Source organism: Denitrovibrio acetiphilus DSM 12809, from assembly GCF_000025725.1.
Classification (GTDB): Bacteria; Chrysiogenota; Deferribacteres; order Deferribacterales; family Geovibrionaceae; genus Denitrovibrio; species Denitrovibrio acetiphilus.
On record NC_013943.1, the window covers coordinates 1356475 to 1381636 of the forward strand.

At 42.7% G+C, this 25162-nt stretch carries 34 protein-coding genes; 31 read left to right on the forward strand and 3 right to left on the reverse strand.

Going from position 1 to position 25162, the window contains the following annotated elements; translation table 11 throughout:
* Nucleotides 1-25 precede the first annotated feature (25 nt).
* The 31 genes from DACET_RS06550 to DACET_RS16440 all read left to right on the forward strand — a co-directional run bounded on the left by DACET_RS06550 (nucleotide 26) and on the right by DACET_RS16440 (nucleotide 22722).
* Nucleotides 26-523, forward strand: coding sequence for a KdsC family phosphatase (locus tag DACET_RS06550; RefSeq protein WP_013010599.1), 498 nt, complete (start codon nucleotides 26-28; stop codon nucleotides 521-523).
* The gene (gene lptC / locus DACET_RS06555; protein WP_013010600.1) at nucleotides 490-1029 is read left to right on the forward strand and encodes an LPS export ABC transporter periplasmic protein LptC; all 540 of its coding nucleotides are present in this window, start codon (nucleotides 490-492) and stop codon (nucleotides 1027-1029) included. Before DACET_RS06550 ends, lptC begins: the two co-directional genes overlap by 34 nt.
* The gene (gene lptA, locus DACET_RS06560) at nucleotides 1001-1498 is read left to right on the forward strand and encodes a lipopolysaccharide transport periplasmic protein LptA (RefSeq protein ID WP_013010601.1); all 498 of its coding nucleotides are present in this window, start codon (nucleotides 1001-1003) and stop codon (nucleotides 1496-1498) included. The genes lptC and lptA overlap by 29 nt, the downstream gene beginning before the upstream one ends.
* Complete coding sequence (lptB, locus tag DACET_RS06565) at nucleotides 1499-2218, forward strand: LPS export ABC transporter ATP-binding protein (protein ID WP_013010602.1); 720 nt, start codon at nucleotides 1499-1501, stop codon at nucleotides 2216-2218.
* Complete coding sequence (gene rpoN / locus DACET_RS06570; protein ID WP_013010603.1) at nucleotides 2215-3645, forward strand: RNA polymerase factor sigma-54; 1431 nt, start codon at nucleotides 2215-2217, stop codon at nucleotides 3643-3645. Before lptB ends, rpoN begins: the two co-directional genes overlap by 4 nt.
* A gap of 2 nt (nucleotides 3646-3647) precedes the next feature.
* The gene (gene hpf, locus DACET_RS06575; RefSeq protein ID WP_013010604.1) at nucleotides 3648-4181 is read left to right on the forward strand and encodes a ribosome hibernation-promoting factor, HPF/YfiA family; all 534 of its coding nucleotides are present in this window, start codon (nucleotides 3648-3650) and stop codon (nucleotides 4179-4181) included.
* A 13-nt stretch (nucleotides 4182-4194) separates the two neighbouring features.
* Nucleotides 4195-4656, forward strand: coding sequence for a PTS sugar transporter subunit IIA (locus tag DACET_RS06580; protein ID WP_013010605.1), 462 nt, complete (start codon nucleotides 4195-4197; stop codon nucleotides 4654-4656).
* Nucleotides 4656-5651, forward strand: coding sequence for an HPr(Ser) kinase/phosphatase (gene hprK, locus DACET_RS06585; protein WP_013010606.1), 996 nt, complete (start codon nucleotides 4656-4658; stop codon nucleotides 5649-5651). The genes DACET_RS06580 and hprK overlap by 1 nt, the downstream gene beginning before the upstream one ends.
* Before the next feature lie 2 nt (nucleotides 5652-5653).
* Entirely contained in the window at nucleotides 5654-6511 is an 858-nt protein-coding gene (gene rapZ / locus DACET_RS06590; protein ID WP_013010607.1) for an RNase adapter RapZ, read from the forward strand.
* 4 nt (nucleotides 6512-6515) lie between these two features.
* Nucleotides 6516-6917 carry a PTS sugar transporter subunit IIA gene (locus DACET_RS06595; RefSeq protein WP_013010608.1) on the forward strand — a complete coding sequence of 134 codons (402 nt, stop codon included), beginning with the start codon at nucleotides 6516-6518 and terminating at the stop codon, nucleotides 6915-6917.
* Complete coding sequence (locus DACET_RS06600; protein WP_013010609.1) at nucleotides 6917-7408, forward strand: PTS sugar transporter subunit IIB; 492 nt, start codon at nucleotides 6917-6919, stop codon at nucleotides 7406-7408. Before DACET_RS06595 ends, DACET_RS06600 begins: the two co-directional genes overlap by 1 nt.
* On the forward strand, nucleotides 7405-8055 hold the full coding sequence (locus DACET_RS06605; RefSeq protein WP_013010610.1) for a PTS sugar transporter subunit IIC: 651 nt from the start codon (nucleotides 7405-7407) through the stop codon (nucleotides 8053-8055). Before DACET_RS06600 ends, DACET_RS06605 begins: the two co-directional genes overlap by 4 nt.
* Complete coding sequence (locus tag DACET_RS06610) at nucleotides 8052-8750, forward strand: PTS system mannose/fructose/sorbose family transporter subunit IID (RefSeq protein WP_013010611.1); 699 nt, start codon at nucleotides 8052-8054, stop codon at nucleotides 8748-8750. Before DACET_RS06605 ends, DACET_RS06610 begins: the two co-directional genes overlap by 4 nt.
* A gap of 2 nt (nucleotides 8751-8752) precedes the next feature.
* Nucleotides 8753-9025, forward strand: a complete 273-nt coding sequence (locus tag DACET_RS06615; RefSeq protein ID WP_013010612.1) for an HPr family phosphocarrier protein — start codon at nucleotides 8753-8755, stop codon at nucleotides 9023-9025.
* On the forward strand, nucleotides 9022-10764 hold the full coding sequence (gene ptsP, locus DACET_RS06620; RefSeq protein ID WP_013010613.1) for a phosphoenolpyruvate--protein phosphotransferase: 1743 nt from the start codon (nucleotides 9022-9024) through the stop codon (nucleotides 10762-10764). Before DACET_RS06615 ends, ptsP begins: the two co-directional genes overlap by 4 nt.
* A gap of 81 nt (nucleotides 10765-10845) precedes the next feature.
* Complete coding sequence (pgsA, locus tag DACET_RS06625; protein WP_013010614.1) at nucleotides 10846-11436, forward strand: CDP-diacylglycerol--glycerol-3-phosphate 3-phosphatidyltransferase; 591 nt, start codon at nucleotides 10846-10848, stop codon at nucleotides 11434-11436.
* Nucleotides 11420-12502 (forward strand): DUF362 domain-containing protein, encoded by a 1083-nt coding sequence (locus DACET_RS06630; protein WP_013010615.1) that lies wholly within the window; start codon nucleotides 11420-11422, stop codon nucleotides 12500-12502. Before pgsA ends, DACET_RS06630 begins: the two co-directional genes overlap by 17 nt.
* Complete coding sequence (gene plsY / locus DACET_RS06635; RefSeq protein ID WP_013010616.1) at nucleotides 12499-13092, forward strand: glycerol-3-phosphate 1-O-acyltransferase PlsY; 594 nt, start codon at nucleotides 12499-12501, stop codon at nucleotides 13090-13092. Before DACET_RS06630 ends, plsY begins: the two co-directional genes overlap by 4 nt.
* The gene (gene ribD / locus DACET_RS06640; protein WP_013010617.1) at nucleotides 13073-14236 is read left to right on the forward strand and encodes a bifunctional diaminohydroxyphosphoribosylaminopyrimidine deaminase/5-amino-6-(5-phosphoribosylamino)uracil reductase RibD; all 1164 of its coding nucleotides are present in this window, start codon (nucleotides 13073-13075) and stop codon (nucleotides 14234-14236) included. The genes plsY and ribD overlap by 20 nt, the downstream gene beginning before the upstream one ends.
* Complete coding sequence (locus DACET_RS06645) at nucleotides 14236-14883, forward strand: riboflavin synthase (RefSeq protein ID WP_013010618.1); 648 nt, start codon at nucleotides 14236-14238, stop codon at nucleotides 14881-14883. Before ribD ends, DACET_RS06645 begins: the two co-directional genes overlap by 1 nt.
* Entirely contained in the window at nucleotides 14883-16103 is a 1221-nt protein-coding gene (locus tag DACET_RS06650; protein ID WP_013010619.1) for a bifunctional 3,4-dihydroxy-2-butanone-4-phosphate synthase/GTP cyclohydrolase II, read from the forward strand. Before DACET_RS06645 ends, DACET_RS06650 begins: the two co-directional genes overlap by 1 nt.
* 12 nt (nucleotides 16104-16115) lie before the next feature.
* Nucleotides 16116-16583: a 6,7-dimethyl-8-ribityllumazine synthase gene (gene ribH / locus DACET_RS06655; protein WP_013010620.1), complete on the forward strand. Its 468-nt coding sequence runs from the start codon at nucleotides 16116-16118 to the stop codon at nucleotides 16581-16583.
* A complete protein-coding gene (gene nusB, locus DACET_RS06660; protein ID WP_013010621.1) occupies nucleotides 16584-17027 on the forward strand; it encodes a transcription antitermination factor NusB in 444 nt (147 codons plus the stop codon). It begins immediately after the preceding gene.
* Complete coding sequence (locus DACET_RS06665) at nucleotides 17017-17436, forward strand: hypothetical protein (protein WP_013010622.1); 420 nt, start codon at nucleotides 17017-17019, stop codon at nucleotides 17434-17436. Before nusB ends, DACET_RS06665 begins: the two co-directional genes overlap by 11 nt.
* On the forward strand, nucleotides 17420-17668 hold the full coding sequence (locus DACET_RS06670) for a DUF4911 domain-containing protein (RefSeq protein ID WP_013010623.1): 249 nt from the start codon (nucleotides 17420-17422) through the stop codon (nucleotides 17666-17668). The genes DACET_RS06665 and DACET_RS06670 overlap by 17 nt, the downstream gene beginning before the upstream one ends.
* Nucleotides 17658-19028 (forward strand): TldD/PmbA family protein, encoded by a 1371-nt coding sequence (locus DACET_RS06675; RefSeq protein WP_148214157.1) that lies wholly within the window; start codon nucleotides 17658-17660, stop codon nucleotides 19026-19028. Before DACET_RS06670 ends, DACET_RS06675 begins: the two co-directional genes overlap by 11 nt.
* 1 nt (nucleotide 19029) lies before the next feature.
* Nucleotides 19030-19938 (forward strand): 3'-5' exoribonuclease YhaM family protein, encoded by a 909-nt coding sequence (locus DACET_RS06680; protein WP_013010625.1) that lies wholly within the window; start codon nucleotides 19030-19032, stop codon nucleotides 19936-19938.
* A gap of 20 nt (nucleotides 19939-19958) precedes the next feature.
* Nucleotides 19959-20630, forward strand: coding sequence for a DUF502 domain-containing protein (locus DACET_RS06685; RefSeq protein WP_013010626.1), 672 nt, complete (start codon nucleotides 19959-19961; stop codon nucleotides 20628-20630).
* A gap of 13 nt (nucleotides 20631-20643) precedes the next feature.
* Entirely contained in the window at nucleotides 20644-21453 is an 810-nt protein-coding gene (gene aroE / locus DACET_RS06690) for a shikimate dehydrogenase (RefSeq protein ID WP_013010627.1), read from the forward strand.
* An 11-nt stretch (nucleotides 21454-21464) separates the two neighbouring features.
* Complete coding sequence (locus tag DACET_RS06695) at nucleotides 21465-22535, forward strand: type IV pilus twitching motility protein PilT (protein ID WP_013010628.1); 1071 nt, start codon at nucleotides 21465-21467, stop codon at nucleotides 22533-22535.
* A gap of 43 nt (nucleotides 22536-22578) precedes the next feature.
* Complete coding sequence (locus DACET_RS16440; RefSeq protein ID WP_211204109.1) at nucleotides 22579-22722, forward strand: hypothetical protein; 144 nt, start codon at nucleotides 22579-22581, stop codon at nucleotides 22720-22722.
* Nucleotides 22723-22768: 46 nt separating this feature from the next.
* On the opposite strand, the gene DACET_RS16255 is transcribed toward DACET_RS16440, so the two are convergent.
* From DACET_RS16255 to DACET_RS06705, 3 genes are all read right to left on the reverse strand, one after another.
* On the reverse strand, nucleotides 22769-22930 hold the full coding sequence (locus tag DACET_RS16255) for a hypothetical protein (protein ID WP_169304200.1): 162 nt from the start codon (nucleotides 22928-22930) through the stop codon (nucleotides 22769-22771).
* Between the two features lie 91 nt (nucleotides 22931-23021).
* Nucleotides 23022-24284 carry a TolC family protein gene (locus DACET_RS06700; protein WP_013010629.1) on the reverse strand — a complete coding sequence of 421 codons (1263 nt, stop codon included), beginning with the start codon at nucleotides 24282-24284 and terminating at the stop codon, nucleotides 23022-23024.
* Between the two features lie 271 nt (nucleotides 24285-24555).
* The gene (locus DACET_RS06705; protein WP_013010630.1) at nucleotides 24556-24987 is read right to left on the reverse strand and encodes a MarR family winged helix-turn-helix transcriptional regulator; all 432 of its coding nucleotides are present in this window, start codon (nucleotides 24985-24987) and stop codon (nucleotides 24556-24558) included.
* Nucleotides 24988-25162 lie beyond the last annotated feature (175 nt).

Genomic DNA, 25162 nt, shown 5'->3' on the forward strand with positions numbered 1-25162 from the left:
GGTCTTAGTTAGTAAGGGAGTATTGATGATAAAAGTTCTTATGCTTGATGTCGATGGTGTTATGACAGACGGCGGTATTATTTATGATGAAAATGGTCACGAGACTAAACGTTTTGATGTTAAGGACGGTCTCGGGATTAAACTTGCCCAGAAACACGGCATCGAGGTTATCATAATATCGGGACGCAAGTCTGTTGTTACTGATCTCCGCACGAAGGAACTCGGCATAAGGCGTGTGTATACAGGCGTTAAGGACAAACTCGAGTGTTACAGCTCTCTGAAAAAAGAACTTAGAGTATGTGACGAAGAATGTGCCTATATCGGAGACGACCTGAATGATATCTCCCTCTTAAAAACTGTGGGGTTTTCTGCTACTGTGTCTGATGCTTTCGATTATATGAAAGATAGTGTAGACTATGTAACTGTGAAAAACGGAGGCAGCGGAGCTGTCAGGGAACTAATAGAGGTTATCCTTGAGAGAAACGGAAAATGGGCAGAAATAAAAAATTCTTTCTTCTCGTAATATTCATTGTTGGAGCAGTGGTTGCTGTTTCGCTGTTTAAAAGCGATAAGACTAACGTGACGATTAATGTTAAGAAAGACAGTGTTGTTATAAATAACTTTGAGATGGCAAAAGTAGTTGATGAAAAGAATAATTTTTATAAACTCAATGCTGATCAGGCTGTACTGAACAGAAAAGCCAGATCTGCTGATCTGGTGGATTTCGTACTTGTATATAAAAAAGGTTCCACAGACCTCACTGCTAGTGCTGATAAAGGGTTTCTGGAAGAAGAAGTCCGTATGGACGCTACCGGCAAAATACAGGGCGTGATAAACGGCAGAGACTTTGAAACAGGAGAATCAGGCAGTTTTCATTATGATTTTGAAACTGAAACTGGTGTGCTGGACGGTGATGTAACTATAACAGGGACGGAAGGAACTATTTCTTCTGACAAGTTATTCATCTATAATAAGACAAAGAGTTTGGAGTTTGATGGTAATGTTAAAATCTTATATAAAAATTATTAGTCTGCTGGCACTGTTGCTGGCTTTTCCTGCCTGGGGTTTCTCTGCTGAAACTGAGAGTGCAGATAAAGAGATAGTGCCCATACACATAGAAGCCGATAAGATGGTTACGATAGGCAATAAGTCTATTATAACAGGAAATGTGGTTGTGGTTCGGGGCGATATGACGATGAAATCCGACGAGATGGAAGTTACGGCGGCGGAAGGAAATCAGGTTAAAGAAATTTACAGCAAAGGTAATGTCAGGATAGAAGATAAAGACCTCCTCGCGCTGTCCGGATTCGCAAGGCTTTATCAGGATGAACAGAAAGTTGTTCTTACCGATAATGCAAAAGTCTGGAAGGGCGACAATTATATTGAAGGTGAAAAGATAACACTTTTCATGGAATCAAACAGACTTTTTGTGGATAAGGGTGACAATAAAGGTGACAGGATCAAAATCATCATCACACCGCAAAAGGAGAATGAGTAATTGGGACTTATAGCTGATAAGCTTGTTAAGATATATAAAAAACGTACTGTCGTTGAAAATGTCAGTATAGGAGTTGAAAAAGGGGAGATAGTCGGGCTGCTCGGTCCTAACGGTGCAGGTAAGACTACGACCTTTTATATGATCGTGGGGCTTGTGAGACCCGATGGCGGTTCTGTCTTTCTCAATGGTGAAGACATCACAAACAGCTCTATGCACAAAAGGAGTTTGCGGGGTATAGGATATCTTCCGCAGGAACCTTCTGTTTTCCGTAAAATGTCCGTATACGATAATATATATGCTGCCCTCGAGCTTAAATTCAAAGATAAGAGCCTTATCAGAGAAAATACCGAGAGACTTATCGAAAATTTCAATCTTCAGAAAGTGGCAAAGTCATTTGGGTATTCTCTTTCCGGCGGAGAGAGGCGGAGAGTTGAGATAGCCAGATGTATGTCAGGTGAACCGGAGGTTATACTTCTGGATGAACCGTTTTCCGGTATAGACCCGATATCCGTAGCTGATATACAAAACATGATCTTTTCCCTGAGAGATATGGGGATAGGGGTTTTGATTACAGATCATAATGTCAGGGAGACCCTTAAAATAACTGACCGTGCCTATATTATCGCTGACGGCAATGTACTGACAGAAGGACATCCTTCTGACATAGTTAAGCATCAGCAAGTGATAGAAAGGTATCTGGGTAAGGATTTTACACTGTGAAAGGCGGCAGGCTAAATCTTGAAATCAGTGGGAAACTGTCTCAGAAGCTGCACATAACACCGCAGATGAAGCAGTCTCTTGCTATCCTTCAGATGCCTTTGACAGAACTTTTGCAGGAACTTAATACCTGCCTCGCAGAGAACCCTGTTCTGGAAGAAATCGAGCAGGAACCGGATGAAGAAAAAACTGAAAAGAAAGAAGAAAAAGAAGAGAAAGATGCCAAAGATGACGTTCAGAATGAAGACCTTGAAAAGATAGACTGGGAAGAGCTGTACAGAGATTCAGGTGAAGTTTCTTACACCCCTAGTGACGACGAAGGTTATGACCTTGAGAAATTTGTCAGCGGTCAGGAGAATCTTTACGGTCATCTTATGTACCAGTTGAAAGTAACCGGCTCTTCTCAGGACATTTTAACCGCCGGACAGTACATTATCGGAAGCCTGACGGATGAAGGTTATTTTGATCTGGAGTTCTCGGAAGTTGCAGAAGAAACAGGGGTTGACGAAGACACTGTTGCCAAAGCATTGGAACTTATACAGACATTCGATCCGGCAGGGATTGGTGCAAGAAACCTTAGAGAGTGCATAGCGATACAGCTTTGTCAGTTTGAAGTCGAGCAGGTTTATATTGATTTCATCGCAGAGCTTCTGGAAAACCATGAAAAAGATCTGATAGCGTACCGCTATGATGAAATCAAAAACAGTCTTTCTATAGAAGATGATACATTTGACCACATGCTGTTTCTCATCAGGAAAACAGACCCAAAACCAGGGATGAATTATGCAAAAGATTCAAACCATTCTGTTACACCTGATGTTTATATTGTTAAAAAAGACGATGGGTATGACATTATACTTAACGAAGACGGAATGCCGGCACTCAGGATGAATAGTTATTACCTGAGCTTGCTCAGAAACAAAGAGCTTGACGGAGACACTAAAGAATATATAGAAGAAAAGATTAAAAATGCTATCTGGCTTATTAAAAGTCTTAACAAACGTCAGAAAGCAATATATAAAGTAGTAAAGGTACTTACAGAGGTTCAGGCTGACTTTCTTGAAATGGGGGTTGATTTTCTGAAACCACTAAAACTGAAAGATATCGCAGACGAAACAGGACTGCATGAATCCACGGTCAGCAGGGTTACATCTGGTAAATATGCGATGACAGAGCAGGGGCTTTTTGAACTCAAATCCTTTTTTGTGAAAGGTCTGGACACCGACGACGGAGACATGTCTACACAAAAAGTTAAGAGTATGATAAGGTCTATTGTGGATTCTGAAGATGCTGATAAACCGTACAGCGATCAGAAAATAGTTGAACTTTTGAACGGGGACGGGATCAAAATTGCCCGGAGAACCGTTGCCAAATACAGGGATGAATTAAACATTCCCACAAAATCACAACGGAAACGTAGCAGGAGGTAGGCATGAATATCCAGATAACTGCCAGAAACATTGAATTAACTGATGCAATTAGAGATTACGCAGAAAAGAAGGTTTCCAAACTGGAAAAATACTTTGACTATATAACAGATGCAAATGTACTGCTTGAAGTACAGAAAAACGTGCACATTGTTGAAGTTCTTGTTTCTGCAAAGGGCGTATTTATGAAAGGTCTAGAAAAATCAGAAGACCTTTATGCATCAATTGATCTCGCAGTGGACAAAATTGAAAAGCAGCTTGTTAAATACAAAGAGAAGCTCAAAGACAAAAAGATTCAGGACAAAGACTATGACACACCGCTGAAACTTAATATCCTTGATTCTCAGAGTGTGGAAGACAGTGAAACACGCATCATTATCACAAAAGAGATGCCTGTTAAGCCTATGGATCCTGAAGAAGCTGTTATGCAGATGGATCTGCTGAACAAGCCTTTCTTTGTTTTCAGAAATTCTGATACAAACGAAGTGGCTGTTGTTTACCAGCGTGACGATGGGAACATCGGACTCATTGAGTCCTGAGAGGCATAACTAAATGGGACTTGTCGGATATATAGACGAGAATTGTGTTGTAACTCTTGAAGCGGGCGATAAAGAAGCTGTGCTTAAAGAACTGACAGATGCTCTGGTGAAAGCCGGAAAAATAGATAAGCCTGATGTCGCTCTCTCTGCTTTAACAGAGAGAGAGGCGCTGGGCAGTACGGGCGTGGGTGAACAGGTTGCTATACCACATGCAAAACTTAAAAATCTTGATGATATGGCGATTCTTATCGGCATAAGCAGGACTGGTATAGGTTTCGGTGCTTGTGACGGTGAACCTGTGAGACTGTTTTTTCTACTGCTCGCACCGGAAAAGCAAATGAACCTGCATCTTAAGACACTCGCCCGCATCAGCAGGCTTGTGAAGCTGACAGAGTTTAAGAATAAAGTTCTTGCTGATAATATAACTTCAGCAGATGTATGTGCTATCCTTGAAGAGGAGGAAGCAAAACTCTAATGAACAAGGCAGTGCCTGTTGCCGATCTGCTGGGTGTTGATGCTCAGCACCTTCAGCTAAAGCTGGTGTACGGCAAACAGCAACTAAAAAACAGGTACATAAACAACTACCGGATACAGAAACCGGGGCTGGCACTGGCTGGTTTTGCCGACCATATCCACGGGGGGCGTGTGCAGGTTCTGGGTAATACAGAACTATCTTATCTCTGGACACTTAAACCTGAGGAGCGTTTCGAATCTATCTCCCATCTTTGCAAAAGAGGGGTATGCTGTTTTATTGTCACAAAAAATCTACATATTCCAAAAGAACTTCTGGAAGCTGTTAAGTCTCACAACGTGCCTCTTTTGAAAACACATCTGCCCAGCTCTGATGCTATACAGGGGATTATGCTTTATCTTGAAGAGCAGCTTGCACCGGAAACTCATCAGCACGGTGTATTTATGGATATCTTTGGTATAGGCGTTCTCATTACAGGGCGCAGCGGGATAGGCAAGAGTGAATGCGCAATAGAGCTTATAAAGCGTGGTCACAGGCTTGTTGCTGATGACGCTGTTCATTTTCGTAAAATACAGGAATATCTTGAGGGGCAGAGCTCTGGTATTCTCCGATATCACATGGAAGTCCGCGGGCTTGGTATACTGAATATCAAAGATATGTTCGGTGTCACTGCTATCCGTCAGAGGAAAAAACTTGAACTTGTTGTAGAGTTTACGGACTGGAATCCTGATGCATCTTATGATAGACTTGGTCTTGATAATCTTACGGTTGAGATACTTAAGCTTGAAGTTCCTAAGATAATTCTCCCCATCAGTGCAGGGCGCAACATGGCTGTTATTGTCGAAGTAGCGGCACGTAATCATCTGCTTAAAATAATGGGGTACGATTCTGCTAAAGAGTTTTCTGACAGATTACTCCACAGCATAAATCCTAACGCTGAAAGAACTCATCCCTACAGGGATATTGATGATATAATCAGAAGAAAAAGAGTGGAGTAGTAATGAAGGGATTTGATAAATCACTTGTTGTTCTCACAGGTCTTTCCGGTGGCGGGAAGTCGGTTGCGGCTTCGACTATGGAGGACATGGGCTACTACACTATTGATAATCTTCCTCTAAAACTGTTGGATAAGCTTGTTGAGCTTATGCTCGGTTTCGATAACGACCTGCATAAGGTTGCCTTGGTTATTGACGCCAGAAGCAAAGATATAGCCTTGGTGTGCGAAAAGATAAATCTGCTGAAAGAGAAGTATAATGCAAAGATAGTATTCATTCATGCCGGTGATGATGTTCTTCTGAAAAGATACAAAGAGACCAGAAGAAAGCACCCTATGGGGGAAACTCTTGTGGAGGCTATCGCTTCTGAGCGTGAAATGCTCTGGCCTGTGAGAGAGCTTGCAGACCTTGCTATTGACACATCTCAGCTTAATGTTCATCAGCTTAAAAGCAGACTTGAGGATGCTTTTTCAGAGGGTAACGATAACGGAATGATTATTACTGTGCAGTCTTTCGGTTTCAAATACGGGCTGCCGCAGGATTCTGATCTGGTTTTTGACGTACGGTTTCTCAAGAATCCGTTTTTTGTAGATGAGCTTCGCAGCCAGACCGGTTTGGACACACAGGTCAGAGAGTATGTGTTTTCAGACCTTGCCGCGAAAAAGTTTTTAAAACACCTTAAGGAGATGCTGGGATTCCTTATCCCGAAATATTTACGGGAGGGTAAGAAATTTCTCACCGTATCCATAGGGTGCACAGGCGGCAGACACAGGTCTGTTGCGAATGTCGAATTTATTGCAGAGTACCTTGAGAAAAAAACATCTCACAAGGTAAATATTAGACACAGGGATATAGACAGGTGATCAGATGATCGGACTTATATTGGTAACACACGGCTCTTTTGGCTCTGAACTCATAAAAACTGCTGAGATGATAGTAGGAAAGCAGGACAGTATAGAGACAATATCAATGCAGGAGGGGGCTTCCCTTTCGAGCATAGCAGACGAGATTGAGTCGTCCATAGAGAAATACTCAACATCCGGTGCGATAGTTTTTACTGACATGTTTGGCGGAAGTCCGTCCAACATCTCTATGGCTTACCTCGGTTCCAAAAATGTTGAAGTAGTTTCAGGGGTTAACCTCCCTATGCTCATAAAAGCAATTAGCGTCAGAAAGGAGAATAAATCTTTGTCCGCCATATGTGAAGATTGTGCAGAATCGGGAAAGGCAAGCATCATAGTGGCAGGGCAGCTTCTAAAAGGGAACTGATGAAAAAGATTATTTTTCGTGTAGATGACAGACTCATACACGGACAGGTCATAGAAGGTTGGGTAAAATATTTTAAAATTAACCATGTTGTTCTGGTTAACAATAGAGTTGCGTCCGATCCGCTCCAGAAAATGATTTATTCAAGCTCACTGCCCCCGGGTACGGAACTTACTATCTGTACTTTAAGCGAATTTATGTCCTCATATAACTCAAACAGATACAAAAAAGATTATGTGCTTATCATTGTTGAGACAGTGGACGATCTTTATGAAATAAAAGACCTTCTGAATGACAAGGTCTATATCAATATCGGCTGTGTTGCAAGCCGTGAGCACAAGATAGAAGTATCAAATACAGTATTTCTCAATCCGGAAGAGATACATAAAGTCTGCCGGATAAGAGAAGATTATAATGTTTACATTCACAAAGTGCCTTGGGAAACGAGCGTGGAGATCAGGAATTTTACTGATCTGCTGGAGGGTAATCTTTGAGTTTTGTTCTGGCAGCCGTATATGCGGGGCTAATATCTGTTGATAGGTTTGCCGCATTTAATTTTATGCTGTCCAGACCCATTGTTGTTGCTTTTGTGCTGGGGATTATTTTTGGCAACCCGCATGAATGCTTCTTTATAGGGCTGGTTTACGAAGCTATAGGTCTGATTGATGTTCCTTTCGGAACCCGTATTCCAAAAGAGGACTCTTTCGGGGCTTTCGCTGCGTGTATGCTTTTTGTCCTTTTACCTATAGAGCATACAGATGAGTTTGTTCTTGGCTTTCTTCTCACAGTCCTTCTGATGTTTCCTGTTACATTTACATGTGCCCTCGGAAGGTCTGTTAATCAGAAACTTTATCTTCGCCAGCATAAAAAGGGCAGAGTCAATACAGGGCAGCTCTTATTTTTCGGGATTTTGCTGGCATTTGTTAGAGGCGTAGTCGTCTATGGGCTGGGCACTCTGCTTGTGTATGTCATATACAATTTTATCCGTGGTCATCTGGAGCATAATGTTAACCTCTTTCTGTTTTCTCTGATGATATTCACATTTCTATCCGGCTATATCCTCCGTTTTCTTTCCGTCCCTTCGATATTTAAATATCTTATTTTTGCCTGCGGACTTATGGTCGGCTGGGGGGTACTGTGAAAGAATTATTTGTCGGCATCAGAAGCCTTATCTATCAGTCAAACCTTAATCATGAAAATATGCAGGGGACCGGCTTTGCCTATATGATAAAGCATGCCGCTAAAGGTGAAGGGATTGAGCTGAGCGAAGATGTTTTAGAAAGAGAAACTGAGTATTTCCATACTCACCCATACCTTGCGAACTTTATCTTTGGTATGTGGGTCAAAGAATATAAGAACGGTGGAGAGCCGGATTTCTATAAGAAAGTGTACTCCTCTGCTTTTGGTGCTCTTGGTGACAGTTTCTTTTGGCACTCACTTCGTCCGTTCTGTTTTATAATAGCCGCAATGATAGGGTTTCATGACCCTTTTGCCGGACTTATAACGTATCTGGTTTTATATAATACATTTCATCTTACCTTCCGTTTAGGAGGTTATAGGGTGGGGTATACCCTTGGGCGTGACGTGATCGTGTTTTTTAACAGGATCAGCTTTAACAGGTGGCCACGCCACATGGACATGGTTTCGACATTTATGTTAGGAGTATTTCTATCATTCCTTGTGAAGGAATGTGTTGATTTTAACCCTCTGGTACTTGGTGTGCTGACTGTATACCTGCTGTTAGGTTTGGCGGTCGCCAGAAAGATCGACATAGTTTTCGGACTTGTCGGAATGCTTTTTATAACAGGTTTTTTCTTATATTTTACAGGAGTATAGAGGTGGGAGTTAAAGAAGAAATTGAAATTGTCAATGAGCTCGGTATGCATGCACGTGCTGCCGGAGCCTTTGTAAAAACCTCAGAAAAATTCAGGTCAGATATCAAAGTTAAAAAAGATGGAATGGAAGTTAATGGTAAAAGTATAATGGGGCTGATGATGCTTGCCGCAAGTAAAGGTTCATGTATATCTGTTGATATTTGTGGTGAGGATGAAGAGGAAGCACTAAGTGCTTTGAAAGAGCTTATCAGCAGCAGGTTTGGTGAAGAACGTTGAAACTTCTCAAAGGTATCCCCTCCAGTGACGGCATAACTATCGGGCGCTGTTATATTTTAGACAGGCAGAAAATACATGTACGCAGATACAGTATTAACGCTTCTGAAGTAGAGTCTGAAAAAGTTAAGCTGGCGGTCGGGGTAGAGAAAACTGCGGAATTTATTAAAACATCCAAAAATATGAGCGAGGATTTCCTTGCGGAAGAACATGCTTTTATCTTTGATATTTACCTGATGCTTTTGCGTGACAATATGCTCATAGGAGCCGCAGAGCAGACGATAGAAAACGAGCTTGTAAATGCAGAGTATGCTTTGAGTAAAGCCGGTGCATACCTCATGGGGCAGTTTGATAAGTCCGCGAACGAGTATCTTCGTGAGCGCAAATCAGATATAAATAATATCGTTCAGAAAGTGTTGCGTTTTATGAGCGATCAAGAGATGGACACTGTTCTTGATGCTGCCAATGCCGATATAATAATTGCCCACGACCTCACCCCGTCTGATACGTCTCAGATGACCAGAAAAAATATCAAAGGCTTTGCTACAGATCTAGGGAGTCGTACATCTCATACCTCGATACTGGCAAGATCGTTGGGGATACCTGCTGTAGTCGGTTTGGAAGACATAGCTTCGGCAGCAAAAGATGGTGATCTTATTATTATTGACGGTTTTGAGGGTGTTGTTATTGTAGACCCGGATGAACAGACTCTTGACAGTTACGCTTACAAAGACAGCCGTTATGCCGAATACATCAAAGACCTTGCTAAACTTAAAGACGAAGAATCCGTCACAAAAGACGGTGAACGCATATCTACCTACAGCAATATAGAACTGAATGACGAACTTTATCTTTCTAACAACTACCGTCATGACGGGGTAGGGCTTTATCGCACAGAATATATTTATATGGAGCACGGAAACGTCAGCGAAGATAAACAGTTTAGAATATTAAAAGCTGCGGCTTTGGAAAACGGCGGACTGCCTCTTGTGGTTAGAACATTTGACCTCGGGGCCGATAAGCTCTCAAAATATATGCCTCATCCAAAAGAGCAGAACCCTGCTATGGGGCTTCGTGCTGTACGTTATTCACTAAAATATCATGAGTTTTTTAATAAACAGCTCCGTGCAATCCTCAGAGCTTCTGCATATGGTGATGTCCATGTGCTCTTTCCGATGATATCCGGGATGGAAGAGTATCATAAATGTTTGGATGCCCTAGAAAAAGCTAAAGCCGAACTTAGGGCTGAAGGCGTTGATTTTGATGAAAACATAAAGAAAGGTGTCATGATGGAGCTCCCTTCACTTGCGGTTATAAGTGACTTTATAGCTGCTGAAGTTGACTTTTTCAGTGTAGGGACAAACGACTTAATACAGTACACCCTCGGAATAGACAGGAATAATGAGTTTGTGGCATATCTTTACAGACCCACCCATCCGGCTGTTATACGTACGCTGAAAAAGATTATTGAAAGCGCAAACGCAGCAGGGATAGAGTGTACTGTCTGTGGGGAAATAGCGGGGGAGCCGAAATATATTCCGATGCTGATAGGTCTCGGGTACCGTAGTCTGAGCATGAGCCCTGCGGGACTTCTTAAAGCTCGTATGATTATTCGTGCGCTTAACATCAGTGATTGCCACAAGCTTGTCGATGAACTGCTGGATATGAAAATTGCACGTCTTGCTGAGAAGCATGTTGAAAAGTTTATCGAAGAGAAATGCTCTGACGTGTATTTCCATTAAATTAAACATAGCAAGAATATTGCTGGTATTGTCGCCTGCATGTATGTATTATAATTCACCGATTAAATAAGGGAGATGTTTATGCCTTTCCGCAATCAGATGAACATCGCAAACAAGATAACGCTGGCACGTATAGCTATGGTGCCGATATTTATAGTACTTCTGTATTTTGACAGATACTGGACAAACATTATTGCAACCGTGATCTACACATTTACGGCCCTCACAGACCTTGTTGACGGTCATTTAGCAAGAAAACATAACATAGTAACAGACCTTGGGAAGATACTTGATCCTGTCGCAGACAAGATACTCGTTACTGCTGCACTTGTGCTTCTGGTTGAGCTTGGCAGGCTGGGAGCTGTTGTAGTTATCATTTTAATAGGGCGTGACCTGCTCATAGGAGCTCTACGTAATGTCGCTGCCAGTAAAGGCACTGTCATTGCTGCGGGGAGAGGCGGAAAGATCAAGACCGTATTTCAGATGATCGGCGTCGGTTGTATAATATGGAAAAACCAACTGCTGGGTATAGATATTTTGCTCATAGGTCAAATAATAGTTTATGTTTCAGTAATATTATCGCTGCATTCCGGCTGGGTATATTTCAAAAACTATTCTGAAGAATACCGAAAACAACAGCTGGAAAATATGGAAGATGAACAACATATATAAAGCTCATTGCAAGGGGTATCACGACACATCCCTGCAAAAGATGATAGAAAATTATTTTTACAGTGAAAGGGATAGGCTGGCAGGTGCCAGAAGAATTCTCATAAAACCTAACCTTTTATCTGCGTCCATTCCTGAAAAAGCGGTCACAACCCATCCGGATTTTGTCAGAACAGTCATCAGAATCTTAAGAGAATATACTGAAGCTGAGCTTTGGCTCGGAGACAGCCCCGGTGCCAACTTTGGCAAATATGACAAAGTTCTGGAAGTTACGGGCATGACCAAGGTTGCTGAAGAAACAGGCGTACACGTTGTGCGTGTGGAAAGTTTTGAACCTGTGAGCAGGGGCGGAATCGTTTATTCTTCACTGGCAGAAGAGGTGGATATAATCCTCAACCTGCCGAAACTTAAGACTCATGGTCTCACAGGTATGACTCTTGCTGTCAAAAATCTCTTCGGGCTTATCCCTGGAACCGCAAAAGTTGGCTATCACAGAGATTTTCCTGTCGATACAGAGCTTGCCGCTCAGCTTTACAAATACTTTGGAATATTAGGTCACAAGACCATGAATATCATAGACGGGATAATCGGGATGGAAGGGGACGGACCCTCAAAGGGAACTCCTGTTGAGCTTGGGATAGCTGCTGCGTCTTCTGATGCAGTGGGGCTTGATATAGCTGTAACAAGGATGGTGGGGCTTAAAGATGAATTCTGTCTCACAACCAAAGCCGCAATTGCTGCCGGATATGATAAAAGTCATATAGATGTGCCTGAAACAAATATCCCTCTTATTAAAAAATCTTTATCTAAAAAAGTTTATCTGCCGCCTTTCTTAAAGCAACTGGTGGCGAAGCAGGTCTATGTTAAGCCTGTTGTTCTCAATGAAAAATGTATCCTCTGTATGCTGTGCATGAAGAGTTGCCCTGTTGACGCTATTGCGGTTATTAACGATTTTCCTTTTGTAGATAAGAAGAAATGTATAGAATGTTTCTGCTGTCACGAAGTCTGCGAGTCTGACGCTGTTGGGCTTGAAAGGTCGTGGCTGCACAAACTTGTGGTGGGGAAATGACAATAGCTCTTATAATAATTTTATGCTATCTGATAGGCTCAATACCGACTGCCTATATACTTGTGAAGAAACTGAAAGGTGTGGACATCCGCACCGTCGGCAGTGGAAATGTGGGAGCAAGTAATGCTTCCCGTATCCTCGGAAAGTGGGGCTTTATATCTGTACTCGTTTTGGATGCGCTTAAGGGACTTGTACCTGTACTCATCCTTAAATATATCTATGGTGAAAGCGACCTTGTGCTTCTTGGTGCGATATCTGTTGTCCTCGGACACACTTTTACCATTTTTCTTGGGTTCAAGGGGGGGAAGGGCGTTGCTACCGGTCTGGGAGTTTTTATTGCGCTTGCTCCTATATCAACAGCTATTGCTGCTGTGGTGTTTGCTGTTCTGATATCCATATACAGAATGATATCTCTCAGCTCGATGTGTGCTGCTGTGACTATTGCTGTTTCAGCTTGGTTTATCTCTTCGTGGGAACACCTGAAATACTTTACTATCGTTATAGCGGTATTGATAATAATCCTGCACAGAAGCAATATCGGCAGGATACTGAACGGAACGGAGAGGAAAGTTGGAAGAAAAACTGCTTAATCCATTAGACGTAATGCAGGAGTGCGCACAGCTGGCACTTCTTGGAAAAGGATATACGAAGACAAATCCTGTTGTTGGGGCTATCGTTGCCAACCAGAGTGAGATTCTTTCCCGCGGGTGGCACATGGCATATGGGGGACCCCATGCTGAAGTGAATGCCATAGATTCCTGTCCTGTCAGCACAGAAGGGCTGGACTTATATGTAACGCTGGAGCCCTGTTCCCATAGCGGCAAGACTCCTCCATGTGTGGAGAAGATCGTCAAAAGCGGCATCAGGCGTGTTTTTATAGGTGTTGTTGACCCGAACCCTCTTGTGGCGGGTAAGGGCGTTGAATACTTGAAAAATCATGGTGTAGAGGTTTATGTAGGTTATATGGAAGACCTCTGCGCATCCATTATAGAAGATTTCGTTAAATTTATCACAGAAAAGAAGCCTTACTACACCTTTAAAACAGCTCAGACGCTGGACGGTAAAATAGCTTCCTCCACGGGTGACTCCAAATGGATAAGTTCTGAGGCGTCACGTACATACACACATTACATGCGTGCCGTGTCTGACGCCATACTTGTTGGCGTTAACACAGTGATAGCTGATGACCCTGAACTGAATGTCCGAATGGTAAAATCAGACCGTGACCCGTTTAAAATTGTGCTCGACCCGAAAGGGCGGATGCCTCTTGACAGAAAGTTAGTTGAGAACAGTGCGGATAAACTGATATATGTCACCTGCGCAGAATCCCGTATAACAGAGGCTCTCAGAAACAAAGGAGCAGACGTCATAACTCTTGGAGGTGATGGCAGTCTTGATCTCAATGTACTCTCTGATGAGCTTGTGGAGCGTAGTATATTAAATGTTATGATTGAAGGCGGCGGTACAACAGCCGGTAAGTTTTTCGATGCAGGGCTTGTGGATAAAGTTAATATCTTCATAGCAATGATGATAATGGGGGGGAGTGTCTCCTCTGTTGGCGGAAACGGTGTTGAAAATGTTGCACAGGCGTATAAATTAAAAGAAGTGCAGTCAAAACATTTTGAGGGTGATCTGATGATATCAGGTAAAATCACTGATTATAAAACATCAGTTCTCGATCTGACAGAGAAGGTCAGAGGGTGCTGCGCATGCGGTTGTGGAAAGGATAAATAATGTTTACCGGAATAATAGAAGAGGTCGGGTCGGTCTCATCCATAGACAGAAAGGGCGATTTCGCTGTTTTGAAGATAAAGTGCAGCAAGGTGCTCGAGTCAACGCAGATTGGAGACAGCATCGCTGTTAACGGTGTATGCCTTACTGTTACGTCTATGGGGACAGATACATTCTGTGCCGACATTTCATATGAAACAATAAAAAAGAGTACATTTGCGGATATAACAAATGGTTCAGGAGTGAATCTTGAACGTGCGCTCACACTGTCCACAAGGCTTGGCGGACACCTTGTCAGTGGTCATGTTGATGCTGTGGGCACTATTGAAAAGTTTACCAGGAACCAGTCTGCATATATCCTTACGATACGTTACCCGGATGATATAGACAAATATCTTGCATCCAAAGGTTCTGTTTGTGTAGACGGCATAAGTCTCACAACGGCAAGGTGTTCAAACGGTACTTTCGAGGTTGCGGTTATTCCGCATACTTACGAGGGAACTTCGCTCAAAGGGAAACGGCAGGGATCAAAAGTGAATTTAGAGGTTGATATGATCTCAAGATATCTTGAGAAATTATTGAAAAGTTTAGAAAAGACAGATACATTGATGGATAACCTTAGCGGTTTAATCGGTCAGGAGGATTATTAATGTCTAGTAGTAGAATTGCCACAGTTGAGGAAGCATTAGAAGACATCCGCAACGGCAAAATGGTAATACTTACCGATGATGAAGACCGCGAAAACGAGGGCGATCTTGTTTTTGCAGCCGATTTCGTTACACCGGAAAAGATTAATTTTATGGCAAAATACGGCAGAGGGCTGATATGTCTGGCTATGCCGTCCAGCAGATGCGATGAGCTCGGGCTCGACCTTATGGTCAGCGAAGACAGCAATTCCGCGAGATTCGGCACAGCATTCACAGTTTCCATAGAGGCTAAAGAGGGCGTGACTACAGGTATTTCCGCCCACGACAGAGCCCAGACTGTTCGTGTAGCGAACGACCCTACAAAAGGTGCAGAAGATCTGGCGAGACCAGGGCACATCTTCCCCCTTAGAGCCAGAGAAGGCGGGGTTCTCGTACGCACAGGGCAGACAGAAGGGTCTGTTGACCTTGCGAGGCTTGCCGGACTGAGCAATCAGGGCGCTGTAATATGTGAAATCATGAATGATGACGGCAGTATGGCAAGAATGCCACAGCTTGAAGAATTTGCTGACGAGCACGACCTGAAGATACTTACAATAGCATCTCTTATCGAATACAGAATGGAGCATGAACAGCTTATCGAAGAAACAACGATAGCAAAAATGCCCACCAGCTTCGGCAACTTCAATATGACCGGTTTTAAAAGCAGAGTTGACGGTCAGGAAGCTGTAATGATATGGAAAGGCGATGTAAGGTCTGATGAGCCTGTTCTGCTGAGAGTACATTCACAGTGCCTTACAGGAGATGTTTTCGGTTCTGAAAGATGTGACTGTCAGGCGCAGCTTCACCGTGCTATGGAACTCGTTGAGGCAGAAGGGCGTGGTGCTGTACTTTATATGTTTCAGGAAGGGCGCGGGATTGGTATACTGAATAAGATCAATGCTTACCATCTTCAGGATGAGGGGCTGGATACTATACAGGCGAACATTGAACTCGGCTTTGAGGAAGACCTCCGTGATTATGGTTTCGGAGCACAGGTGATACGCCACATGGGGATAAAGAAGATCAGACTTATGACAAACAACCCCAAAAAGATACGCTCTCTTTCCGGCTTTGGGCTGGAGGTTGTGGAGCGTGTAGGCATAACATGCGGGCTGAATGAGTATAATCATACATACCTGAAAACCAAAAAAGAGAAGATGGGACATCATCTTGAGATAGATTAAGGAGAAACTGGAATGAACGTAACAACTCATCAGGGTATTTACACTGGAAAAGGACTTAAATTCGCGATCGTTGCAGGTCGTTTTAATGATTTTATAACAAAAAGCCTTATCGGCGGTGCTGTTGATGCACTCGTCCGTCATGAGGTTGAAGAATCTGATATAGAAGTTTTCAAAGTACCGGGTGCATTTGAAATACCACTGCTTTGTAAAAAGATAGCAGAAACAGGCAAGTATGATGGTGTTATAACCCTTGGGGCTGTGATCAGAGGCTCTACACCTCATTTTGACTTTGTATCAGCAGAAGTATCTAAAGGCGTTGCAAAAGTAGCTCTCGACAGCGGCATTGCAGTTATCTTTGGCGTACTTACCACAGACACCATTGAGCAGGCTATTGAGAGAGCCGGCACAAAACACGGTAATAAAGGCGCAGAAGTTGCCATGTCCGCACTGGAAATGGTCAACGTTATGAAGATGGTATAAATGAAGAAAAACTTTAAGGCTCGTACAAGGGGACGTAAATTTGCCTATATGATGATGTACCAGCTCATCATTGCAGATTATACCCCGAAAGAGATTACTAAAACGTTCTGGAATTCCGTTAAAGAAGAAGATGAAAGCGTCATTGAGTTTGCTAACAGGCTTTTCACAGGTGCTGCGGAGTCTGTTGATGCAAATGACGAAATTATATGCAGATATATCCGCTCCGACTGGACATACGAACGTATGGGAGAGGTTGAGAAAGATATCCTGCGGGTGGCGGTGCATGAACTGTTTCGACAGGAAGCCCCGTACTATGCTGTGATAAATGACTTTGTCACACTGGCAAGAAAATACAGCGATGAAAAATCTGCTTCACTGGTAAACGGTATTCTGGAAAATATCAGAAAGAACTTTAAACTGTCGGAGGGGAAGGTTGAATCCTGAACCAAATATTTTTAGGATAAACTTTACGTCTTTGGACAGGTTTCCTGTTTTCATCGACTATGATATGGATGGAATGAAATGCAGGGGGATGAGCGCCAAAATTGACCTTTTCAGCTATGGCGCCCTTACTGCGGAGATAGATAAATTCAGCAAAAAAGATCTGGAGTTTGCCAGGGACGAGGGGATTTTTATCCGTAAAAGCGGGCTTCTTTTCGAGAGCGGTTTTTTTCTTTTCGACTTTAAGTATCTTCAGAAGTCACCAGAAAAGTTTATAGAAAAAGTCAGAAATATGAATCTTGAAGTTGTCTATCTGGAGAACTCCAAGCATTTTCAGATGGACAGTGTTGTCGCTGACCTTGATTTTTGCAGGGCACATCTGATGGAGTTTGACGATGCCTCACACGGTTAAAGTTAAATGTAACATAATGAAGAAGGATGTCATTCTCCTTAACAGTATAATGGATTCATACGAAAATATAGCTATAGTGCGCACTGTGGACGCCAAAACCGGTTCTGTGGTTTTATATGCTACCGACAATACGTATAAAACAGTTCTGCGTGTTCTTGACGAGCTGAAGCAGGACGGTGTGTATATAGAGAATATTTCCACACAGGAGAGTGAAAATGTCGATGAGTGGTAAAGTTTCTGAGGAACTGCTCTATGACACGCTGAAAAAACTCTCATCTTATGGTCAGTACGCAGAAATTTTTATAGAGTCATCGAAAAAGCAGGCAGCAGTATTCGAAAACAAGATACTGGACAGAGTTGAAAATGCTGTGGACAGCGGGCTCGCTCTGCGTGTTATCGATGGTGACAAGACTTTCTTCGCTTATACCAACAATTTCAGTGAAAAGAGCATATCGGAAACATCGGAAGAGCTTACCTCTGCATTAAAGGCGGGGTATGAAAAAGATATTGCTGTCACTTCTAGGGATTCAGTTAAATTATATCTGGCTCCGTCAGAAAAAGATATTGCAGACAAGATACAGATTGTATCAGATATGGACAAGGCATCCAGATGTGACAGTAGAATAATCCAGTCTACAAGCGTTTATTCTGAACAATTAAAGGATACGAGAGTCATAAATACTGATGGTAGCGACATATCCCAGAGCCTTTGCTATGTGACTGGATATACGGCTGCCGTAGCATCAGACGGTAAAGATATGCAGCAGGGGTATATACCTCTGGGCGGTCTTTACGGTGAGCCGGAAGTACAGTCACTGGACTTTATCTCTGTATCCGAAGAGTCTGCCAGGCTTGCTCTGAAAAACCTTTCTGCAAGGCACGCTCCGGCGGGGATGATGACTGTTGTTCTTGGTTCTTCCGCAGGCGGTACTATGGTGCACGAGGCTGTAGGGCACGGGCTTGAAGCGGATCTTGCATGTAACGGCATGAGTGTCTATGCAGGAAAACTTGGTCAGAAAGTAGCAGCAGATATTATTACTGTTGTGGACGATGGGACGCTGGAGCACAAAAGAGGTAGTTTCATATATGATGATGAAGGCGTTAAGTCTGGGACTAACATCCTTATAGATAAAGGCGTTTTAAAAAGCTACATGACAGACAGGCTTTACAGCGCAAAAGAGAATATATGCCTGACCGGAAACGGACGCAGGCAAAGTTATAAACACAGACCGATAGTCCGTATGACAAATACTATGATAATGCCAGGCAGCGAAACACCGGAAGATATCATTAAGTCAGTTGATAAAGGGCTCTATGTTGCACGTATGGGCGGTGGGCAGGTTAATACTGTCACGGGTGACTTTGTTTTTGAAGTTACCGAAGGGTATACCATTGTTAATGGAAAGCTTTGTGACCCCGTCAAAAATGCAACACTCATCGGCAATGGACCAAAAGTTATGAGGGAGATAGATATGCTGGGTTCCGACATAGGGTTCGGCATAGGAACATGCGGAAAAGAAGGGCAGGAGGTGCCTGTTTCAGATGCTCAGCCCACACTCAGAATACCTAAGATAACCGTAGGGGGACGATAAGTTGGAAATACCTGTTAAATATATGCTCACAGACATTATAAAAAGTAAGACCAAAGATGGTAAGGACTATTTGCGTACAATACTTTGCGACAAAGAGGGCGCCAGACGTAACGGCATAATGTTTGAAAGTGATAAGCTTGATTTTGACCCTCAGAATGGAAATATCGTTGAAGCGATAGGTATTCTGCAAACGTACGCAGGGCAGGATCAGCTTAAAATTAACAGCATGAAACTGCTGACAGATGCTGACCCTGCTGATTTCCTCCCCAAGAAGGGGCTGGACGCCGATGCTATGTTCGAAGAACTTTCGACTATTCTTATAGAAAACATAAATGATGAGTACCTGACAAAACTTGTTGATGCATTCCTGAGTGATGAAGACGCTGTAGCGTTATTCAAAAAAATGCCGGCAGCTAAATCCGTACATCATGCCTATCTTTCAGGTTTGCTGGAACATACTCTCAGTATAGTAAAGATGGCGGCAATGCTGGGAGATTTCTATAAAGAGATGGTAAATAAAGAACAGCTCATTCTTGGCGCATTGTTTCATGACGTGGGCAAAATACAGGAGCTTCAGGCTGGAACAGGGCTTGAATATACCGACAGCGGTAAACTGCTCGGGCATCTTGTTCTCGGTGTCGAAATCCTGAATGTATACATCTCTAAAATAGACGGTTTTCCTGCGGAAACAAAGTTTTTGCTTAATCATATGATCCTGAGCCATCACGGATTTCTTGAGTTTGGCTCACCAAAGAAGCCCAAAACACCTGAAGCGTTCATACTTCATCATCTCGATGATATGGATGCAAAACTTAATACGTTCGCCTCTATTTTTGAGAAAGAGGGAGTTGAGTCAGGGTGGAGCGGCTATGACAGACTGCTTGAAAGACAATTATATAAACACAGCTAATTATTTTTGCGGAGGGCATAATGCTCAGTAAGATCAGGATGTTTTTTCAGCGCGCACTTATCGCAGGTATTCTTGCGACTTTACCGCTTGCTGTAACCTATTGGTTCATAACATTCGTATTTCAGAAATTTTCAGGTTTCTTTCTCCCATACCTTGTAATGCTGACACAGAAGTTTGATGTTTCAATGCCTTACTCAGTTCAAAAGATTATATCATTTTCAGTGATAATCTTTCTCCTGATTACGATAGGGCTCTTTGCCAGAAACTACTTAGGGCGTAAAATACTTGGCCTTATCCAGTATATAGCGGAAAATATTCCGATAGTCCGAAGCGTCTACTCTTCTATCAGACAGATAGTGGATGCGTTTCAGACCACAAGCGGTTCCAGCTTTAAAAAAGTTGTTATGATTGAATACCCGAGAAAAGGACTTTACAGTTTCGGCTTTATAACTAAAGACTCATCAGAGTTTCTGAATAAAGCAACAGGCGAGGTCTGCGTAAATATTTTTATTCCGACCACTCCGAACCCTACATCAGGTTTTATACTCATAGTGCCGAAAAGTGAAGTCATAGACCCAGAAATACCTATCGAAGACGGCATAAAGTTTATTATCTCTGCTGGGCTTGTTGAGCCTTTTGACACAAATTCTGTTCCTATGAACGGCAAAAACGGCAAACGTAACGGAAAATAAACAGGAGTAAGAATTGTTTGTAAACCTTGGACTTGTGGGACAGCCTCTTCAGCACTCTTTCTCTCCGTTTATTCAGACCTGCTTTTTGAAAAGCAGCGGGATTAACGGTGGCTTCTGTTGTTTTGAGACTGACGGCGGAGAATCGTTGAAGGAAACATTTCTCACGCTGCGACAGTATGGTTTTAAAGGTGTAAATGTTACTGTTCCACATAAGCAGGCTGTTATTGATATCGTTGACACGCTCGATCCTGTTGCAGAGACAGTGGGCGCTGTGAATACTGTGCGGATAGGTGACAGGCTTGAGGGGTTTAACACTGATGCAGAGGGGTTTGAAAGGATGCTTCTGGATGCCGGGTATGACCTGAGCGGAAAGGATGTGCTCCTCTTGGGCTGTGGCGGTGCGTCCATGGCTGTATTATATGTTTTAAAAAAATATAATGTAAGGCTCACTGTGGTTAATAGAACTCTTTCAAAAGCAGAAGCAGTTCTTAAGTCTATGAGCTTTGACAATGTGCAATTGCAGGATTATAATTTTATAAAGGGTGACAGTGGATTTCACTATGTCATCAACGGAACCTCAATAGGGCTGGAGGATGGAAACTTTCCGGACATGAACCGTGTGGAGTGTTCCTGTGCATCTGTGGACTTGCAGTATAAGAAAGGACTTACCCCTTTTCTACAATCGATGCGGGGTTCATCATGCGGCTTACTAGACGGCTTTTCTATGCTTGTCTATCAGGCAGCGAAAGCTTTTGAAATATGGACGGGGGTTTATCCTGAGTTTTCTGTTGAAACCATTAGCGGAGAACTCGGACTCAGCTAAGGAGATATAAAATGTATAATCTGCAGGAACTACTGGCTAGAATGGTTCAGGAAGGCGCAAGCGACCTGCATATTACAGCAGGCACACCGCCTGTGCTGAGGATAAACGGCAGCCTTGTCCGTATGGACGGCGCTCCTATGACCGGAGCCGACACAAAGTCTTTATGTTTCAGTATTCTGAACGACCAGCAAAAAAAACGCTTTGAAGATGACTGGGAACTTGATTTCTCTTTCGGAGTGGAGAATCTCAGCAGATTCCGTGTGAATGTCTTTATGCAAAGGGGAGCTGTAGCCGCAGCTTTCAGAGTTATACCCTATGATATCCGTGCTTTTGACCAGCTTAACCTGCCCCCTGTTGTGCAGGAGCTTTGTAAACGTCCGAGGGGGCTTGTCCTTGTTACCGGTCCAACCGGAAGCGGTAAGTCAACGACCCTTGCAGCTATGATAGATAAGATTAATTCTGAAGACCCTGTACATATTCTGACTGTGGAAGATCCTATCGAATTTATCCACCAGCATAAGGTGGCAACTGTAAACCAGCGTGAGCTTAACTCAGATACAAAATCGTTTAAATCAGCCCTTAAGTATTTACTGCGTCAGGATCCTGATGTATGCCTTATTGGTGAAATGCGCGACACAGAGACTATAGAGGCCGCGATGACTATTGCAGAGACAGGGCATCTTTGTATGGGGACACTTCATACTAACAGTGCAGTACAGACTGTTAACCGTATAATCGATGTTTTCCCACCCTATCAGCAGTCCCAGATAAGGGCTTTACTGTCCTTTGTTCTCGAAGGTGTAATCTCTCAACAACTGGTACAGACAGCCGACGGAAAAGGGCGTGTCATGATGTGTGAGGTGCTTGTTCCTACATCAGCCATCCGCAACCTAATCAGGGAAGACAAACTTCATCAGGTTTACGGTGCGATGCAGACAGGGCAGGGGGAGCATGGTATGCAGACAATGAGTCAATCTCTGCTCGCTGCTTTTAAAAATGGTTTGATAACAAAAAATGAGGCGATCGCAAGAGCTGTTTATCCAGAAGAAGTCAGACAGATGCTTAAACGCGAAGGCTTATAGATTCCCACGGCGAAAAAAAAACTGTGGTTTTATTGCTTCGCACGTGATTAACACACGAAGTTACAACTTCGTTGTCAAAGCCAGAGCATATGCAAAATACGTCACTGCGAAGCCCGCAGGGGTGTGGCAGTCTCTGGACTTGTTAGTTAATCCTGAGATTGCTTCGTCATTACATTCCTCGCAATGACATGTAAGCTCTAAAGCTGTGATTAGCACGTGCTTAACACACGAATTTACAACTTCGTTGTCACAGCCAGAGCATATGCAAAATACGTCACTGCGAAGCCCGCAGGGGTGTGGCAGTCTCTGAACTCGTTAGTTAACCCTGAGATTGCTTCGTCATTACATTCCTCGCAATGACTTGTAAGCTCTAAAGCTGTGATTAGCTCATTCATACACGCATAAATGCGTGGTGCTATGTCTTCTACCGCATAAATTGAAACGAGGGGTGCGTAGAAACAACCCTCAGGTTGTACTTGATTTTTATCAAATATCCTGTTCGATGATTCTTTCAACGTCTGCCACTGCTCTGTGTATGTCGAATTTTGCATTATTGTAAGTATTTTCTGCCCTTGTCAGCATAACTCTAGCATCCAGAAGGTCAGTGTTTGTAGCAACTTTCTGCTTGAATTGATTTTGCGTTATGCGGTAGTTCTCCTGTGCTGATTCAAGCTCACTTTCTGCTGATGTCAGGCTCGCTTTTGCAAGGTCAAAATTCTCGAGAGCATTTTTTAACTGAAGGCTCATGTTCGCCTTTGTTTCGCGCATAGTATTTATCATAGAAAGCTTATCTTCCTGAAGGGATCTTGTTGTGTTGTATTTATTCAGCCCGTCAAAAACACTTAAGTTAACTTTAAGGGACAGGACAGTTTCGTTGTCATAAGTGTAATCTCTGCCTGATGGGGACATATCTTCTCCATAGGTGTTGTAAGCTGCTCCGATCTCAACACTGGGCAAATAGCCGCCTTTAGTTGACTTTATACTGTAATTCTTTGCATTTATAAGTTCATTCAGATATTTAAGCTCGCTTCTGTTCGTAACCATAATTTCCCGCAGAGTTTTGTATGTTCCGATTTCTTCAGGGTATGAGGAGAGGGGGATAAATCTTTCTCCACTGTCCAGCTCGGTATTCATTAGTTTTTCAAGGTTAAAAACGGCTGTCCGCACTGAGCTTTTGGCTGACAGAACATTCTGCATGCTGGATGCGAGTTCTGCCTTGACCTTAAGAACTTCATTTTTGGCGACGTATCCAACTTCGTAAGATAAGGTTGTATCCTTCAGTTGATTTTCGAGAAGCACATATGCATTGTTAGCAACTGTTACCCGGTCTATAGCTGCAAGAACATCTATAAAAGCTTTTCTGGCAGAAAGGATTATGTCCTGCTTCACTGCTTCAGTATTATATTTCTGGGCGGCGAAAGAGCTTTTTGCAGCTTTAAGGCTGTACATATCGCTGAAACCGTTAAAGAGGTTGTATCCTACAGACAATGTGAATGTTGCAATTTCATCTTCCACATATCCGTATGCCTTTTCTGAACTGTTGAGGTAAGAATATTCAGCTTCAACCTGCGGCATATAAGGCGTTTTGGCTTTTTCAGCTATATATTTGCTGGCAAGGGCTTCATGTTGGCTTGCGAGCATTTGAAAGTTTTTTTCAAGAGCCGTCTGCACAGCTTCATCCATGGTAAGTGAATAAGAATAAGTTACTGTCAGCAGGACAGTTAGTAGAGTAATAAGGTGTTTAAACATTTGTTTAGCCTCCAGTTTCACAAACTTTATCATAAACATTACTAAAGTTGGTATAAAAAAGATGCAAAAATGTGAAGTTTTTTTCGTGTTTAACGCAAAGCATTGTAATTAAAGAAATAATTTCTGATAAAAACATCTATTATGTTGAAAGGTTGTGCTGTATTCTGTAATATATTTAATTTTGAGAATAAAGACATAAAGATATTGGCGATAGTTGCTATGCGTACAATTAATGATGGTGTTGAAGGAAATTCAAATAACCTTTGTCTGGCTATTTTGCTCCTTTGATGTTTTTGATAAGAGTTTTCACAACCCGTTTTGCCATTTCGTGATCTTCGTCTGATATGTCTTTGAAAAAGTTCTCTCTATACCCTTGAATAATAGGTTCGACAGGTAGCAGTGCTTCCTTGCCGGCATCGGTGACAAAAACGTGGGTAACTCTTCTGTCTTTGCGGTTTTTGACCTTTTTAACGTATTTCTTCTTTACAAGCCTGTTAACAACACCGGTTGTGGTCGGTTTGTCGAAATAGAGGAGCTGTCCGAGCTCTGTCATATTAAGCCCGTCCTGTTCGGAAAGCCTTATGAGAACAGCCCACTGCGCAGGAGTAAGGTCGAACTGTCTGAGTTTGCTTTCAAACTCTTGCCTTGCGAGTGTGGATGATCTGTTGATCAGAAATAATAGTGAGTCGTCTAATCCTAACATTTAGCAACGTGTTTGCACTGAAACGGTTCTGTCAAGAAAATAGTTAATTAGTTAAAATAAGTGCAGTCGTTAATCAGTGCTGTAAGTATTTATTTTCTTTGCTAACAAATAACAAATTATCCTATGTAAGTCAATATAGATTAATATATAGAGGGATAATTAAACTGTGTTACTG